11 protein-coding genes are annotated in these 15,150 nt (G+C 54.5%); 10 read left to right on the top strand and 1 reads right to left on the bottom strand.

Annotated features, from left to right (window positions below; genetic code table 11):
* The first annotated feature begins 316 nt into the window (after positions 1–316).
* Genes ACN0RL_RS06660 through ACN0RL_RS06635 form a run of 6 tightly spaced genes read left to right on the top strand, consistent with a single transcriptional unit; the run spans position 317 to position 6,923 of the window.
* Positions 317–877 carry an AraC family transcriptional regulator gene (locus ACN0RL_RS06660; protein WP_417514964.1) on the top strand — a complete coding sequence of 187 codons (561 nt, stop codon included), beginning with the start codon at positions 317–319 and terminating at the stop codon, positions 875–877.
* Positions 878–883: 6 nt separating this feature from the next.
* Positions 884–2,284, top strand: coding sequence for a hypothetical protein (locus ACN0RL_RS06655; RefSeq protein WP_417514962.1), 1,401 nt, complete (start codon positions 884–886; stop codon positions 2,282–2,284).
* The gene (locus ACN0RL_RS06650; RefSeq protein WP_417514960.1) at positions 2,281–5,133 is read left to right on the top strand and encodes a tetratricopeptide repeat protein; all 2,853 of its coding nucleotides are present in this window, start codon (positions 2,281–2,283) and stop codon (positions 5,131–5,133) included. Before ACN0RL_RS06655 ends, ACN0RL_RS06650 begins: the two co-directional genes overlap by 4 nt.
* A complete protein-coding gene (locus tag ACN0RL_RS06645; RefSeq protein ID WP_417514958.1) occupies positions 5,120–5,518 on the top strand; it encodes a hypothetical protein in 399 nt (132 codons plus the stop codon). Before ACN0RL_RS06650 ends, ACN0RL_RS06645 begins: the two co-directional genes overlap by 14 nt.
* Complete coding sequence (locus ACN0RL_RS06640) at positions 5,518–5,865, top strand: hypothetical protein (RefSeq protein WP_417515028.1); 348 nt, start codon at positions 5,518–5,520, stop codon at positions 5,863–5,865. Before ACN0RL_RS06645 ends, ACN0RL_RS06640 begins: the two co-directional genes overlap by 1 nt.
* Entirely contained in the window at positions 5,862–6,923 is a 1,062-nt protein-coding gene (locus ACN0RL_RS06635; RefSeq protein ID WP_417514956.1) for an AgmX/PglI C-terminal domain-containing protein, read from the top strand. Before ACN0RL_RS06640 ends, ACN0RL_RS06635 begins: the two co-directional genes overlap by 4 nt.
* Positions 6,924–6,942: 19 nt before the next feature.
* Here the strand turns inward: ACN0RL_RS06635 and ACN0RL_RS06630 are convergent, their stop codons facing one another.
* Positions 6,943–7,434: a MaoC/PaaZ C-terminal domain-containing protein gene (locus tag ACN0RL_RS06630; protein ID WP_417514954.1), complete on the bottom strand. Its 492-nt coding sequence runs from the start codon at positions 7,432–7,434 to the stop codon at positions 6,943–6,945.
* A 185-nt stretch (positions 7,435–7,619) separates the two neighbouring features.
* Here ACN0RL_RS06630 and ACN0RL_RS06625 point away from each other — a divergent pair, with 185 nt between their 5' ends.
* From ACN0RL_RS06625 to ACN0RL_RS06610, 4 genes are all read left to right on the top strand, one after another.
* Complete coding sequence (locus tag ACN0RL_RS06625) at positions 7,620–9,296, top strand: AMP-binding protein (RefSeq protein WP_417514952.1); 1,677 nt, start codon at positions 7,620–7,622, stop codon at positions 9,294–9,296.
* 5 nt (positions 9,297–9,301) lie between these two features.
* The gene (hrpA, locus tag ACN0RL_RS06620) at positions 9,302–13,042 is read left to right on the top strand and encodes an ATP-dependent RNA helicase HrpA (protein ID WP_417514950.1); all 3,741 of its coding nucleotides are present in this window, start codon (positions 9,302–9,304) and stop codon (positions 13,040–13,042) included.
* 124 nt (positions 13,043–13,166) lie between these two features.
* Positions 13,167–14,288: a beta-ketoacyl-ACP synthase III gene (locus ACN0RL_RS06615; protein WP_417514948.1), complete on the top strand. Its 1,122-nt coding sequence runs from the start codon at positions 13,167–13,169 to the stop codon at positions 14,286–14,288.
* A gap of 145 nt (positions 14,289–14,433) precedes the next feature.
* Positions 14,434–15,141 (top strand): VacJ family lipoprotein, encoded by a 708-nt coding sequence (locus ACN0RL_RS06610; protein ID WP_417515026.1) that lies wholly within the window; start codon positions 14,434–14,436, stop codon positions 15,139–15,141.
* Positions 15,142–15,150: the final 9 nt, after the last annotated feature.

Raw genomic sequence — 15,150 nt, 5'->3', positions numbered from 1 at the left:
CGATGCGGTTGAGACATCGGCAAAGCTCGGCATATCAAGCGGGGGTGCGTAAACGCATCCCCGCCCATCCGGTTTTAGCAATTTAAAGGCCATAAAAAGAAAAATACATAAAAACAGTGTGTTGGATAGGTTTGCCAAGGGCTCCATATGCCTGCCTCTGCGTTGCTCTCATTCTGTATGTCAAATAACTCGACACAGTTCGGGTTTCCGATTTGGTGATCTGCTTACCGTTCTTCGTTGTAACCAAGTGTTACTCTTCTTGTCAGTTTGTGATCAAAAAGCGAAAGATGTAGCGGCGGCAGGGAGCACGAGGCTTATGTTTGGCCTACAAAAAACACAAGAGTGCCAGGGCAGGCAGCGCAAAGGCTTCGGCACCAGTTTCAGTGTTGTATCGTTCCTTTTGGTAATGGTCAGTTCCGGCCTGGCCATTGCTTCCTCAATCGATGAGGAGATCGCGGGGCTGAAAGCCGAAGTCTCGGCTCATGCAGATGCGGTTTTTCAGTTTGAACAAAAAGTGCTCCACCCCGTTGATACACGACTGGCAGTTTTTCTGACACTCGCCAGCCGGGATGGTCTTGCGCTGGATTCTGTAGAACTGTTCGTGAATGGCAAACCCGCTGCTTCGCATCTGTATACCAGCAAAGAGAACGCTTCTCTCCAACACGGGAGTACTCAGCAGCTTTTCACCGGTAATCTCGCCAATGGGGAGCACGAGCTCAAAGTAGTGATTACGGCACGGGCAGCCAATGATCGTTTTGTGCGCCGGGAATCCTCACATCGTTTTCAAAAACGCCCCGGCACTCTTCGTTTGCAGATGGCACTGGAAGCCAGGGCGCCTGATTTTGAACCGCGCGTATCCTTTGTTGAGTGGAAGTAACCGGTGATGAAAGTGGCTATTCGCATCGGCCTGGCTGGCTTGTTTGCCCTGATGCTGGCGCCGGCTTATGGCGAAGCATCCGAACCTCTTAAACCGAGGCAACAGGTGCTTTACGATCAGGCGGAGATTGCCCGTTTCCGTGGAGATTCTGAAGAAGCCGGCAAGATTCTCGCCGATATGGCTGCAGGCTACTGGTCTGCGGTTGGCTACCTTAATCTTTCTACTGACCACGCCCGCAATGACCTGAATCCCTCCCGTGCTTTGGTTGCGTTACGGGTCGCGCTGGCAATGGCAGATAAGGACCCTGATACCCACCGAAAAACCGCTCTGCAGGCCCGTATTCTGTTGCGTGCCGGCTACCTTTCCTACACCAATGCAGAGTATGAGAAAGCCATTGGCTTTCTTGAAAAAATACCGCTGGATAGCCACAAAACTCCCCAGGCTCTCTACTTTCACGGTCTGGCCCTCGCGGAACAGGGCCATCACCGCGCAGCCATGCAAAGCTGGCATCGGGCTAAAAAATACCCACTTGCGTATCCGGGAGTTGCGGAGGCCTGGATAGGTATGGGGCGTGGTTACGATCTGTCCGGTTATCTAGGGCAGGCTGGCGAGGCTTACCTGGCTGCAAATGCTGCCTACGAAAGTGAGCGCGTTACCCTTCGAAAACTGGCGAGTCAGATTCGAAAGCAGGGTGCTTATAAAGCGCTGGTTCTCGATGCGCGAGGCTCTTTTTCCGGTGAGGCTGGCCTGGGCAGCCCGAAGGTAGAATGGTTTCTGGCAGACAGCCGCACACTTACTCAGCCCCGTATGGCCTACCTGCTTGGCTTTATGGAACAGCCCGTTTCGCAGCAGGCTGTAAGCCGGGTCGAGGATCTCGCAAAGATGGCGGCCCAGCTCCAAGGCAGCGTTCAGGACCTCGATGTTTTTATTGCTTCTATTGTCGGCCAGCTTGAGTCCTCAGGTTCTGCGACAGAGACGGCGCAACAAGATGCTCTGGAAGATACTCACTCCCGCCTTGAGCTGCGCATGAATGCTTTGCTGGCGCGTTCGGACAGCCGTGAGTTGAATACGGATCAATATCAGCAGCTGAGAGTAATACAGACAACGCTCTCGGATTCCGGGCGACAGCTGGATAAGTTCGAGGGTCTGTCTGCCAATCGCGCTCAGAATCTGAAAGCGTTGCTTGTCGAGGCCCGGCAATTGCGTAAAGACTCACTCGCTCATCTGGAGTCTGTGAAGGCTCTGCGCGCGCCGGCCGAGGTGCTGCTTGATCAGCTGGCACTGGATTTTGTGAAAGCTCAGGACAAAAAAATGATGGTTGCTCTGGATAAAACCGAGCAACAGATCGCCCACCTCTATGAGTATCTGGCCCTGAAGGAACTGGATTCCGGGGAGCAGGGCAGATGAGGCAGTCAGGTTTGGGGCAGTCAGGTTTGAAAGCTCTGCGTAGTCTTGCGCTGCCACTCTGTTTGCTAAGCAGCCTGGCTTACGGGCAGGAATCTTTTCGCGTAGAGCTTGGAAAGGACGGTGAAACCATTGCCGACATGCGCCCGGTGTTTTTGAAGTTCGAATCCAGGCCGCTCCCTGCCATTTCACCCGCAGAGGTAGCAAGGCGCTACCAGCGATTGTTCAATACGACCGATGAACCCTCGGTACGCGTGGATGCATTGAACCGCCTTGCGAATATCCGCGATCGTTCCGGTGAAGACATAGGGTTCAGCCCCGCTGAAGAGCCAGAGGTGTACCGGCAGGCGATCGAAAGTTATAGGTCCATTCTTGAACGTGGCGTGTTTGGCGGGCGCCTGGATGAGCTCTTGTACCAGATGGCGAAGGCCCATGCTTTAACAGGGCAGAACGCGGCCTCTGTGAGCCGGCTGCAACAACTCGTGGGGCTGTATCCGGATTCGCCTCTGGTTCCGGAAGCCTGGTTCAGGATTGCTGAATCGGCATTCGCCGCCGGAGATTACGTGGAAGCCGAGGCCAGGTATCGGAAGGTTGTTAATGTGAATGGTGATGCCGATGAGCTTGAAAACAAGGCGCGCTACATGCTCGGTTGGGCGCTTTTCAAGCAGGGGCCGCAGGCGTGGGAGCGGGCGGGGCGTACATTTGTAAAAGTATTGGATGAATCTCTGCCGAACGCTGAAAGCCTTTTTCAGGTGTCTGAATCGAACGTAGACAGTATAGATGACACCTTACGGATTCTGGCCCTGATGGCCAGCCGCCGGGGCGGCGCAGAAACTTTGATGGGTTGGCTTCAGCCAGAAGCGCCAAGCGTTTGGGCGCCACTGGTATTTGATCGCCTTGCCGATTTCTATGCGGTGCAAGGTAAGGCCGCGGCCAGTGTGGCGACCAGCCGGGCATTTGCAGAATACTTCCCCGAGCATCCTCAGCGAGCCGGTTTTATGGCGCAGGTTGTGGATGTATGGAACCGGGCCGGTAAGCCTGACATGGCCCGGGAAGCCATGGCTGACTATATCGCGCTGTTCGATGATCAAAACGATTACGCTGGCCTTGACGCGGATTACCGCGAGAAATGGCGCAAGTTCAGCCGTTTTCTCGCAGATTATCACTACGCTGCGGGTATGCCCCCGGCGAGAGATGCTGCCGCACACTATTCGGTTGCGGCGAGATACTACGAAGGGCTGGCTAATCGAAGCGAAGCGCCGGGAGAGTTTTTCCGCCTCGCGGGCGATGCCCGGTTGCAGGCAAAGGAGTATCTCTCTGCGCTTACAAACTATCGCGTAGCAGCCTACGATTTGTCTGATTACGAATACGGCGCGGATGCTGGCTGGGCTGCAGTCGCTTTGATCCGGGCAGGCACCAGTGGCGAAATGGCTTCTGCCGGCTATGCGCCCGGCCTTGATGATCTCGCCGCTGAATCCGATCGGTTTGCAGAACAGTATGGTTCAGACGCGAGGGTACCGGGAGTGTTGGCCGAACTGGCTGTTCGCTGGTTCGAATCTGGTCAATATGAGCAGGCTTTGCGTTTTGCCACTCAGGCTGTTGTTCACCCCAAGGCAACACCCGAAACCCGCTTTGCCGGTTGGTTGATAACGGCTCAGGTGCGCCAGCACATGAATGAGTACGGGCTTGCAGAAAGGGCCTGGCGAGAGGCCATAACCTTGGCCTCCGGAGAATCCGCAACCGACGCAATGAAGCGAGAAACTTCCGATCTGCAAGAGCAGCTCGCCACCGCCATTTATCGTCAGGGCGAACGGGCTGCCGACGCCGGCAAAACGTCGATTGCAGTAGCGCATTTTCAGCGGATCGAAACGGTACTGCCGGGCTCGGAAACGGCCATTAAGGGGCGTTATGATGCGGCCAACACGCTGCTCAGAGCCTCAAGTTGGCAGCCGGCGATTAATGAACTCAACCGCTTCCATAATGATTATCCGCGCCATGCGCTCGCCCCTGAAATCAGCGAAAAACTGGTTCTGGCCTATAGCTCATCGGGTCAGCCAGCACGGGCAGCCAATGAGTTGATGGCTATGGCTGACAACCTCAGTGCTACGGAGTCAATGCAAGATGGTGTCTGGGGTTATCGGCTAAGGGCCGCAGAGCTTTTTCACGCCGCCGGAGCAGATGAGCAGCGCAATGCAGTCTATGAAGGTTATCTTGCTACCGGCCCGGTTGCCCTGGAAGCGGATGAACATATCCGGCTGCAGACGATGCGCCACAGGCTGATAGAAACGGGAAGTTCTGCCGCGCAATGGCGCGCTGAGTTGGTGTCGGCAGAGCTGGAAAGCAACTGGCATTCGGAGACGACTCTTCAGTGGGCGGCTCATGGCGCGCTGATAAACGGGGCAGAAGCCGCCGAAGAGTTTGCTGGTATTGAGCTGAGCATTCCTCTTGAGCAATCACTGGATCGTAAGCAGGCCGCTATGGCCAGGGCGCAGGCCAGTTTTCGTGAGGCAGAGTCTCTTGGTGGTTCCGGGGTATTGGCGGAATCTCTGTTTCGCCGGGCCGAGCTTCACCGCATTATGGCCAGAGACCTGTTGGCATCGGCCGCTCCGGAGGAATTGAATGAGCTGGAGCAGATGCAGTACCGGATGCTGCTTGAAGAAGAGGCTTATCCATTTGAAGAGCGCGCGATCGCGCTGCATTCGCAAAACCATCAGCGCATCACCGTTGGCGGGTTTAATACCTGGATCGAACAAAGCCTGAGCGTTCTGGCGGAACTTCACCCCGGCCGCTACAGCCGGGCTCTGCGCTGGATGAGTATTCCACCGGAGGATACTGACGATGCCCGAACATAAGTCTGTCGGTTTGCCTGTATTCAGAACAAGCGTTTTTTGTGCCTCACTGGCTGTCGCTTTTTTGCTTACGGGTTGTACCGCGCAGCCGGTGAAAACGCCTGAGGCCACTTCTCCTGAGCCGGTTGATGCAGCAACTCTGAATAATCGGGCACTTCTGCTCCTGCAGCAGCATCGCTATAACGAGGCGGCAGTTCTGCTGGAAACCGGTCTTCAAAGCTCTCCCCAAGTTGCCGAACTGCACTACAATCTTGCGGTTATTTCCGAGCTTTACCTGCTTGATCTTGACCGCGCACTCTCACATTACCAGCTTTACCAGTCACTCTCGGCCGAAGAGGACAAAAAGGTGACGGGATGGATTGCTGATCTGCAAAGGAGGCTGGAGTGATGCTGAAATCGGCTTCCAGGCTTTGTGGCCGGGCCTTATTGGCTGTCTCGACCGGGCTGTTCATTCTGATAGTTTTCACGGCTCCGGCTTTTTGTGTAGCTGCCGATAAGCAGGCTCTCCTGAGTATCGAGGGTATTTCCGCCAGTATGGGTGAGGATGAGCCACGTGTGCTGAATATTTTGCCCTGGCGAGCGCCCACACTGCCGCGCAGGCCAGAGGCGGAGCTGGAGAACACCGCTGCGGAACTGCTTCAGCCTCTTGATCCTCTGGTCCTCGAACGCCATCGTGAGTTTCGCCAGAAGCTGGGTGTTGCAAATCCTGAAGTCCGGACCGGTGAGTGGCAATGACAGGTATGAATGCGATGCCTGCGGCTAGCGATTTTGGAGCGCTTGGATATTCAGGGCGAACGCCTTTGTCTTCGTTATCCTGGAACAGGGAAGAGGGTGAACGCCTGCGGCTTTTAGTCATCACAGCCGTGGCCCTCCTGCTTTTCATTCCATTTGCTCTGGTGATTCCTGCTCTTGAAGTTCCGGAGCTTGAGCGAACAAGTGCCGAAAGCCTTCCACCGCAGCTCGCACGGCTTCTTGTAAAACAAGAGGCCCTTGAAAAACCAGCCTCTGAGCCTGTTAAAATTCCGGTTTTGCCTGAGCCAAAGCCTGCCGAGCCTTCCCCTGAAGTGGTGGACCCGGTGAAACCAACACCGGAACACTCGCCGACGCCCATTCCCCGGCCAGTGAAGCAGGAAGTTCAGCCTGTGCCGTTGAAGCAGTCAGCAAAACCAACAACCCAGAGCGTGGAACAGGCACGTGAAAACGCATCCCGTTCCGGTCTGTTGGCCATGAAAGATCGGCTGGCATCCATGCGTAAACCCGCGCCTGAAATTGCGCCGGCCATTCAGGCCAACGCGGATAATGAGCCGGGTACTGTAAAGGCCGTCAGTTCCCGGGCTCAACTGTCCGGTAATGCTTTGCAGGGCAGCGGTGGTGTAAAAGATACCCGGGTGCAACGCGCAGACGTGCAAGTTGCCGGGCACGAGGTAAGAAAAGTAGAAGCTGCCTCTCAACAAACACCGGTTGCGGCCAGTGGGCCGGCGCCTGACAAGGCACCTTCAATGGGTGAGCGGGCAATGAGCAACATCCGGCAGGTGTTTGATTCGGGCAAAACGGCGCTTTACTCCCTTTACCAGCGAGAACTAAGGCAGGACCCTACTCTGGCAGGAAAGGTTTTACTGGAGCTCGTCATAGAGCCAGACGGTTCAGTGTCTGCATGCAAGGTGGTCAGTTCCGAGCTTGAGAGCCCGGCACTGGAGCAGAAAATTGCCATGCGTGTGCGGCTCTTCAACTTTGGTGCCGACAGGGTTGAGGCCCGGAAAGTAAGGTTCCCGATCGACTTTTTACCAGGTTGAAAAAAACAATCCCTCGCTGTCAGTCGCGGCGCTCAATCTTGATGTTCGGAAGCGTCGGTTTGTAAAGGCGAACCTTCTCGGTTGGAGCAATAACCCTGGCTTCTCCGGTAACAACCTTTTGATTGTTCTGGTTTGTCACGTCACACTTGAAAACAACCCGGTTTTTCGGATCTTTGCGCACAACGGTAAGGTTTACAGTCAAGGTGTCGTCGAGCTTTGCGGGGCGCCTGAAGGTGAGGCTCTGTTCCAGATAAACCGTGCCCGGGCCGGGCATTACCGTCGCAAGCGCAGCAGAAATCAGGGCACCGCTCCACATGCCATGGGCGACCCGCTCCTTGAATATGGAGTTGGCTGCAAATTCAGGGTCGAGGTGCATCGGATTAACATCCCCTGAAACAGCTGCAAACAACACCAGATCATCTTCTGAAAGTGTCCGGGTAAATTTGGCTGTGTCACCCTCATTCAGCTCGTCGTAAGTAATATTTTCAAGGGTATCAAGGGTGTCGCTCATCAAGTGCTCCGTGCTTAAGGTTGGCGGGGGATAGTCTTCCCTGTTATGCGCTGAAACTACCTCATCGGTAACAAAACTGCTATTCTCTCCCCACTTTTTGAGGCTGATACTTATGTCGAGTTGATTTTTGGATCGCACGGCATTGGTAAATCATTATAAAGAAAAGCGCCAGACAGGAGATGGTGATGGATTTTGAGAAGTTCTATCAAGACAAATACCCCGCCAGTGTTCCCCGTGAAGTCGATCTGAAAAAATACAGCAGTATGGTGGATGTGTTTGATCAGGCGGTTAAAAAATACGCTGACCGCCCCGCCTTCAGTGCTGTCGGTGCAACTCTTACCTACAGGGATCTGGATACTCAGACCCGGAACTTTGCTGCCTGGCTGCAGAACAAGACAGATCTGAAACCTGGTGACCGTATCGCGGTGCAAATGCCCAACCTGACTCAGTATCCGGTTGTGGTATTTGGCGCCATGCGTGCCGGCCTGATTGTGGTCAATACCAACCCGCTTTACACCACTCGCGAGATGGAACACCAGTTTAACGACTCCGGTGCCAAGGCACTGGTGGTGCTCGCGAATATGGCTGAAAACGCCGAAAAAGTTCTGCCTCACACCAGCATCGAGCACGTAATCGTTACCGAGATTGCCGACATGCACTCGCCCATCAAGCGCACGCTGATGAACGCTGTGGTCAAGCATGTGAAAAAGATGGTGCCGCCATTCAACATTCCACAGGCTCACAAACTGCCGGCTGTGCTCAGCGCGGGCGCCCGTGAAAAGTTTACGCCGGTTGAATGTAAGCAGGACGATATCGCGGTGCTGCAGTATACGGGTGGAACAACGGGTGTGGCCAAGGGTGCGATGCTTACCCACGGTAACCTGGTAGCAAACCTGCTGCAGGTTCGCCCGATGATGGAAGACACGATCGTTGAAGGGCAGGAAATTGTGATTGCCCCTCTGCCTCTGTACCACATTTATTCTTTTACTCTGAACTGCGGCATCATGCTCGAAGCTGGTGGCCACAACGTGCTGATTCCTAATCCGCGGGATATTCCTGGATTTGTGAAAGAAATCAAAAACCACAAGTTCACCGCATTCCTTGGTCTGAACACCTTGTTTGTCGCACTGTGCAATAACGAAGAATTCCAGGATCTCGATTTCAGCAACCTGAAGCTTACGTCTTCGGGAGGTATGGCACTGACAACCGATACGGCGAAGATGTGGGAGCGGGTGACAGGCTGTGCCATATCCGAAGGCTACGGCATGACCGAAACGTCTCCGGTGGTTACCTTCAATCCTCGCAGCGCTATCCAGTTAGGCACCATTGGCCTGCCGGTCCCGTCTACTCAGGTCAAGACTATTGATGATGAGGGCAAAGAGACCGCGCTGGGAGCACCCGGCGAACTCTGTGTAAAAGGTCCACAGGTTATGCGCGGCTACTGGCAGCGCCCTGAAGATACGCAGAAGTCTTTCACTGAAGATGGCTACATTCAGACAGGTGATGTGGCGGTGATTCAGGAAGACGGTTATATCCGTATTGTTGATCGCAAGAAGGACATGATCATTGTGTCCGGGTTTAACGTTTATCCGAACGAGATTGAAGATGTGGTAAGCAGCCACCCGAAAGTGGTTGAATGCGCAGCTGTAGGTGTGCCGGATGCCAAGAGTGGTGAAGCGGTGAAGGTGTACCTTGTTGCGACTGCGGAAGGTGTCACCGAGAACGAACTGAAAGAGTTCTGCCGTGAGCGCCTGACTGCTTACAAAGTGCCGCGCTTCTTCGAGTTCCGCGACGATCTGCCGAAAACCAACGTCGGTAAGATTCTGCGCCGTGAGCTGCGTGACGAGCCGGGGAACAAATAATTACGGTGACTTCGCACTCTGATATTCGGGCCGCCCTGCACAAACCAATCAGTTTTCCTGCAGGGCTGCCGGTTTCTGACCGCGTGGATGATATCCGCGAAGCAATTGAAAACCATCAGGTTGTCATTGTTGCTGGCGAAACCGGATCGGGTAAAACCACACAGATACCGAAGATCTGCATGAATATGGGCCGCGGAATTCGCGGCCTCATTGGTCATACCCAGCCAAGACGTATCGCAGCCCGCAGTGTTGCTGCCCGTATCGCAGATGAGCTTGGCGAGCAGACGGGGCAGCAGATCGGCTATCAGGTCCGGTTTGCCGACACCACCTCCGAGCAGACCCGGGTCAAGGTAATGACCGACGGGATTCTGCTGGCGGAAGTCCAGCACGACCGGTATCTGAAGCGTTACGACACACTGATTATTGATGAAGCCCACGAACGCAGCCTGAACATAGACTTTCTGCTGGGCTATCTGAAGCAACTTCTTCCCAAACGTCCTGATCTCAAAGTCATTATCACTTCTGCCACCATTGAAGTGGATCGCTTCAGTGACTTTTTTGACAAGGCGCCGGTGCTGGAAGTCAGTGGCCGTACGTTTCCCGTGGATATCCAGTACCGGCCTCTGACCGGCGACGAAGATGATCGCGATCAGGGCTGGAATGATGGCGTTCTTGCAGCACTTGATGAAATTGAACAGCATGAGCGTAGTAACAAACTGCCACCGGGAGATGTGTTGATATTTCTGCCGGGTGAGCGTGAGATTCGCAATCTCAGTAAAGTGCTGCGTCACGCAGAACTCCTGCACACGGAAGTCCTTCCTTTATATTCCCGGTTAAGCAATCAGGAACAGAACCGGGTGTTTCAGAACCATCGCGGCCGCCGGATCGTGCTTTCCACCAACGTCGCTGAAACTTCCCTTACGGTGCCGGGCATTCGCTATGTGATTGACACAGGTGTGGCGCGAATCAGCCGCTACAGCGTTCGGTCGAAAATACAGCGCCTGCCTATTGAGCCGGTATCGCAAGCCAGTGCAAACCAGCGGGCAGGGCGTTGCGGTCGGGTTGCGCCGGGCATCTGTTTTCGTTTGTACGATGAAACGGATTTTATCAACCGCCCCGAATACACCGATCCGGAAATACTGCGCACCAATCTGGCCTCCGTTATTTTGCAGATGGCGACGTCCGGCCTCGGTGAGATTCGCAATTTTCCGTTTCTTGAGGCGCCAGACAAACGCCTGATCAACGACGGCTACAAGTTGCTCGAAGAGCTGAGTGCGGTTGATGATAAGCGGCGCGTTACAAAGCTCGGGCGGACCATGGCTAAGCTGCCGCTGGATCCACGCCTGGCGAGAATGCTGGTGACCTCTGCAGACCAGGGCAGTCTTGCGGAAACGCTTATTATTATTGCCGGTTTGAGTGTTCAGGATCCAAGAGAGCGGCCGCAGGATAAACAGCAGGCTGCCGACCAGGCCCACGCCCCGTTTAACGACAAAGAATCAGACTTTATCACTCTGCTGAATATCTGGAACTTTTATGAAGAACAGCGCCAGGAGCTGTCCCAGAACCAGCTCAAAAAGGTGTGCCAGAAGAGTTTTCTCAGCTGGATGCGTATGCGGGAGTGGCGCGACATTCATCGGCAACTCACGCTGATTTGTCGTGATCAGAAACTGTCGTTCAACCGGGATGCGGCCACCTACGACACGATACACAAAGCGATTCTGGCCGGTTTGCTCGGGCAGGTAGCGACCAAGGTCGAGAAAAAGGAATATCTGGCGACCCGCAATCGCAAGGTCATGATTTTTCCTGGCTCTAAAGTATCCAAAACCGGGCCCAAGTGGATTGTCGCCACAGAAATTGTAGAAACCAGCCGGGTGTTTGCCCGTATGGTAGCCGCCATTCAGCCGGAGTGGATTGAACCCCTGGCCGGCCATGTGGTGAAACATCATTATTTCGAACCGCACTGGGAGCAGAAGAGAGCTCAGGTGATGGGGTACGAAAAGATTACCCTTTACGGCCTTGATGTAGTGCCTAAACGCCGGATAGCGTTCAGCAAAATAGATCCGGTTGAGTGCCGGAACCTCTTCATCCGCCATGCTCTGGTAGAAGGTGATTATCGCTCGAAAGCGCCTTTTATAAGCCGCAACCGCGAGATGCTGGCCAGCGTAGAGGATCTGGAGAAGAAAACCCGACGCCGGGATCTTCTGGTGGATGATGAGGTACTTGTCGGTTTTTACGATGAACGCCTGCCTGCCGGGATCGTCAGCGGTCGTCATTTCGAAAGCTGGTGGAAAAATCTTACGGCTGAGCAGCTTCACAATCTGGAATTGACTGAAGAGGATGTCCTGCAACGGCCCGTCGATGCCCTGGCGGGGGATCTGTATCCGGATTTTCTGGAGTGGGAGGGCGTTCGTTACCCGCTGAGCTACGAGTTTGAGCCGACCAGTGAGCGCGATGGGGTAACGCTGCAGGTGCCACTGATGGCGTTGCGGCAAATTCCTTCCCGGCGCCTGGAATGGCTTGTGCCGGGGCTGCTTCGCGAGAAGTGTGTGGCGCTGGTTAAGGGGTTGCCAAAATCCCTTCGGCGCAACTTTGTGCCGGTGCCGGATTTTGTGGACGCTGCGATTGCCAATCTCCAGCCTTCCAACGAACCGCTGGCTTTGCAGTTGGGTGAACAGCTGCGGAGGATGACCGGTGTGCGTATTGATCCCGAAGCCTGGCCTCGGGATGAATTGCCTCGCCACCTTAGGATGAACCTGAGAGTGCTGGGGGACGGCGGTAAAGTTATCGCAGAAAGTCGTGAAACGGGTGAACTTCAGAGCCAGCTTGAAGGGCGTGCTGAAGAGGCGCTTGCATCGGCAACAAGCGACAGCCGGAATCAGGAGCCCGCAGGCGAGTATACGGATTGGGAGTTTGGTGAGCTGCCGGCGCAGGTGCAGACCGAAAAGGGCGGGATGCAGATCACTGTTTATCCTGCGCTTGAAGATTTGGGCAAAAAGGTACGTGAGATTCGCTGTCTGGATCGTCTTACCGCGGAGGATACAACCCGCAAGGGTATTGCACGGCTTATTCTTAACCGGTTTGGCAATACCCTGGATGATCTGGAGAGAAAGCTTCCCCGCTTTAAACAGTCCGCTTTGATGTTTGCTACCGTCGGGCAGGCAAAGGTTCTTCTGGATGATCTGCTTGTTTCCACTGCGATGGAGCACTTTTTAGAAGATCGTGTTCCCCATACCCGTGAGGGGTTTGATGCACTGTTTGATCAGCACAGGGGTGATTTCATTCCTGCCCTGGAGCAGGCAGATGAACGCCTTCACCAGGCTATGACGGGTTATCAGAAAGTCGCAAAGCAACTGAAAGGCAAGATCAATCTGGCTCTTGCAAACAGTATGGCGGACTTGAAGTTTCAGATGCAAAACCTTGTTTATCCGGGTTTTCTGGTAGCAACCCCGCCGCAATGGTTGGCAGAGCTTGGCCGTTATTTTGAAGCGGCGCTGGTCCGGCTGGAAAAGATGCCAAGGGAAATGGGGCGTGAACGGGAATTTTTGCATACCAGCGAGCCGCTGTGGAGCCGTTACGCGAGCAAGCGCGATGAACAGCAAAAGCAGGGTGTTCGTGATCCCGAACTTGTGACCTACCGTTGGATGCTCGAGGAATACCGTGTTTCGTTTTTTGCTCAGCAGCTGGGAACGGCTATGACAGTGTCGGTAAAACGCCTGGACAAACAGTGGGAACTCACCCGGGTCTGATCGATCAAGCCTGGCCTTGCGTAATGATTTGTGCGGGGCGGGCAAATCCCCGGGACTGTGTTAGTATTTCCGAAAGTACGATATTCCTGTCCTTCTGTTTTCATCTTCATGACGTGGGGTTAGCGTGATTAAAGCCGTCATTAGCGGAACCGGCCTGTATACACCGCCGGCAACCATTGATAACGATGAGCTGGTTGAAGCATTTAACCAGTTTGTCGAGATGTACAACTCTGAACATGCACAAGCCATAGAAAGTGGCGAGATCGAGGCGCTTCAGCCGTCGTCTTCGGCGTTTATAGAAAAAGCTTCAGGTATCAAGCGCCGTCACGTTATCGACAAGTCGGGCATCGTTGATCCGAAGCGGATGGCGCCCTACATTCCTGAACGCGGCAACGATGAACCTTCGGTGCAGTGCGATATGGCCGTTGTGGCCTGCAATGAAGCACTGGCCCAGGCAGGAAAAAAAGCCAGCGACGTGGATGCGGTGATCGTAGCCTGCTCCAATTTACAGCGAGCCTATCCTGCGGTTTCTATTGAGGTTCAGGCGGCCCTGGGTATCGATGGCTTCGCCTATGACATGAACGTAGCCTGCAGTTCTGCGACATTCGGGCTGCAAGCAGCCGTCAATTCCGTGGAGAACGGTTCAGCGCGTGCGGTTCTGGTTGTCAGCCCTGAAATCTGCTCCGGCCATCTGAATTTCCGCGATCGCGACAGCCATTTCATTTTTGGCGATGCCTGCACCGCTATTCTGGTGGAACGTGAGGAAAATACGCGGCCAGGGCAGGGGTTCGAGATCCTTGGCACCCGCCTGAAAACGACTTTTTCGAACAACATCCGGAACAATTTTGGCTTCCTGAACCGGGCGGACGAAGCCGGTGTGGGCAAGCCGGATAAACTGTTTATCCAGCAGGGCCGTAAAGTATTCAAGGAAGTTTCACCGCTGGTTGCTGAAACTATCCAGAATCACCTCGAAAGCCTTTCGCTGGCGCCGGAAAATCTGCGCAGAATGTGGTTGCATCAGGCGAATCTGAACATGAATCAGCTTATAGCCCGCCGGGTGCTTGGGCGTGACGCGAGCGAAGATGAGGCTCCGGTGATTCTCGACGAATATGCCAATACCAGCTCCGCAGGTTCGATCATTGCGTTCCATAAGCACAAAGACGACCTGAAAACCGGCGACACCGGTGTGATCTGCTCCTTCGGTGCCGGTTACTCCATCGGCAGCGTTGTAGTGCGCCGTCGCTGATTGTTTTGCAGCGGCGCTTAAGGGCTGCTGTAAAGCAACATCAACAACCCAAGAGTTGACCATGACAAATTTTTCACCCCGAGGCTGGTTGTTCGCCATGCCGTTGGTGGCCGTGCTGGCTATTGTTATTTCAGCACAGCCAGTCATGGCTCAGAGTTCGCAGGAGCCTGCCCGCGAGGGCCCGGCCACGCAGGTAAATGCTCAGGATCCGTATGAGAGCTGGAACCGCAAGGTTTATACTTTTAACGACACCATTGATCGCTGGGTTCTGAAGCCGGTAGCCAGTACCTACCGGACGTTTATGCCGGATTTTGCTGACCGTGCCATCACGAACTTTTTTAATAACCTCACAGAAGTCCGCAACTTTACCAACAGTGTGCTGCAGCTGAAGGGTGAGTCGGCGGTCGTTGCAGCCGGTCGGTTTACCTATAACACTGTGTTTGGCCTTGGCGGGCTGATTGATGTTGCGACTGCATTTGATCTGCCCGAAAGGCCGGAGGATTTCGGACAGACTCTGGGGCATTGGGGTGCTGGTTCTGGCCCCTATCTGATGCTGCCTTTTCTCGGCCCCTCCAGCCCCCGTCATCTGAGCGGTCTGGGCGCTGACGGCTTTTTGCTTCCGTCGCTTTGGGACAATGTCGAGAGCCCGGACAACTATTACGCACGCGGCGTCCAGATTGTGGACAGGCGGGCGGATCTGATTCCTGCAGAGAGCTTTATTTCCGGCGATACGTATACCTTCGTTCGAAACGCTTTCCTGCAACGCAGAGAGTTCCTGATAAACGACGGTAAGGTGACCCGGGACCCGTTCGCCAGCGATGATAATGAAGATTTGATGCTCGACGATTTCTGATCCTGACGG

The sequence above is a fragment of the Marinobacter sp. genome, assembly GCF_048259445.1.
In the GTDB taxonomy this organism is placed as follows: domain Bacteria; phylum Pseudomonadota; class Gammaproteobacteria; order Pseudomonadales; family Oleiphilaceae; genus Marinobacter.
This window is presented reverse-complemented; position numbering and strand designations above follow the sequence as displayed.

Bases quoted from the DNA above. Each gene is read 5' to 3' on its own strand.
- ACN0RL_RS06635 (WP_417514956.1), top strand. From the start codon at position 5,862: ATGACAGGTATGAATGCGATGCCTGCGGCTAGCGATTTTGGAGCGCTT.
- ACN0RL_RS06645 (WP_417514958.1), top strand. From the start codon at position 5,120: ATGCCCGAACATAAGTCTGTCGGTTTGCCTGTATTCAGAACAAGCGTT.
- ACN0RL_RS06610 (WP_417515026.1), top strand. From the start codon at position 14,434: ATGGCTCAGAGTTCGCAGGAGCCTGCCCGCGAGGGCCCGGCCACGCAG.
- ACN0RL_RS06640 (WP_417515028.1), top strand. From the start codon at position 5,518: ATGCTGAAATCGGCTTCCAGGCTTTGTGGCCGGGCCTTATTGGCTGTC.
- ACN0RL_RS06630 (WP_417514954.1), bottom strand. From the start codon at position 7,434: ATGAGCGACACCCTTGATACCCTTGAAAATATTACTTACGACGAGCTG.
- ACN0RL_RS06650 (WP_417514960.1), top strand. From the start codon at position 2,281: ATGAGGCAGTCAGGTTTGGGGCAGTCAGGTTTGAAAGCTCTGCGTAGT.
- ACN0RL_RS06655 (WP_417514962.1), top strand. From the start codon at position 884: ATGAAAGTGGCTATTCGCATCGGCCTGGCTGGCTTGTTTGCCCTGATG.
- ACN0RL_RS06660 (WP_417514964.1), top strand. From the start codon at position 317: ATGTTTGGCCTACAAAAAACACAAGAGTGCCAGGGCAGGCAGCGCAAA.
- ACN0RL_RS06625 (WP_417514952.1), top strand. From the start codon at position 7,620: ATGGATTTTGAGAAGTTCTATCAAGACAAATACCCCGCCAGTGTTCCC.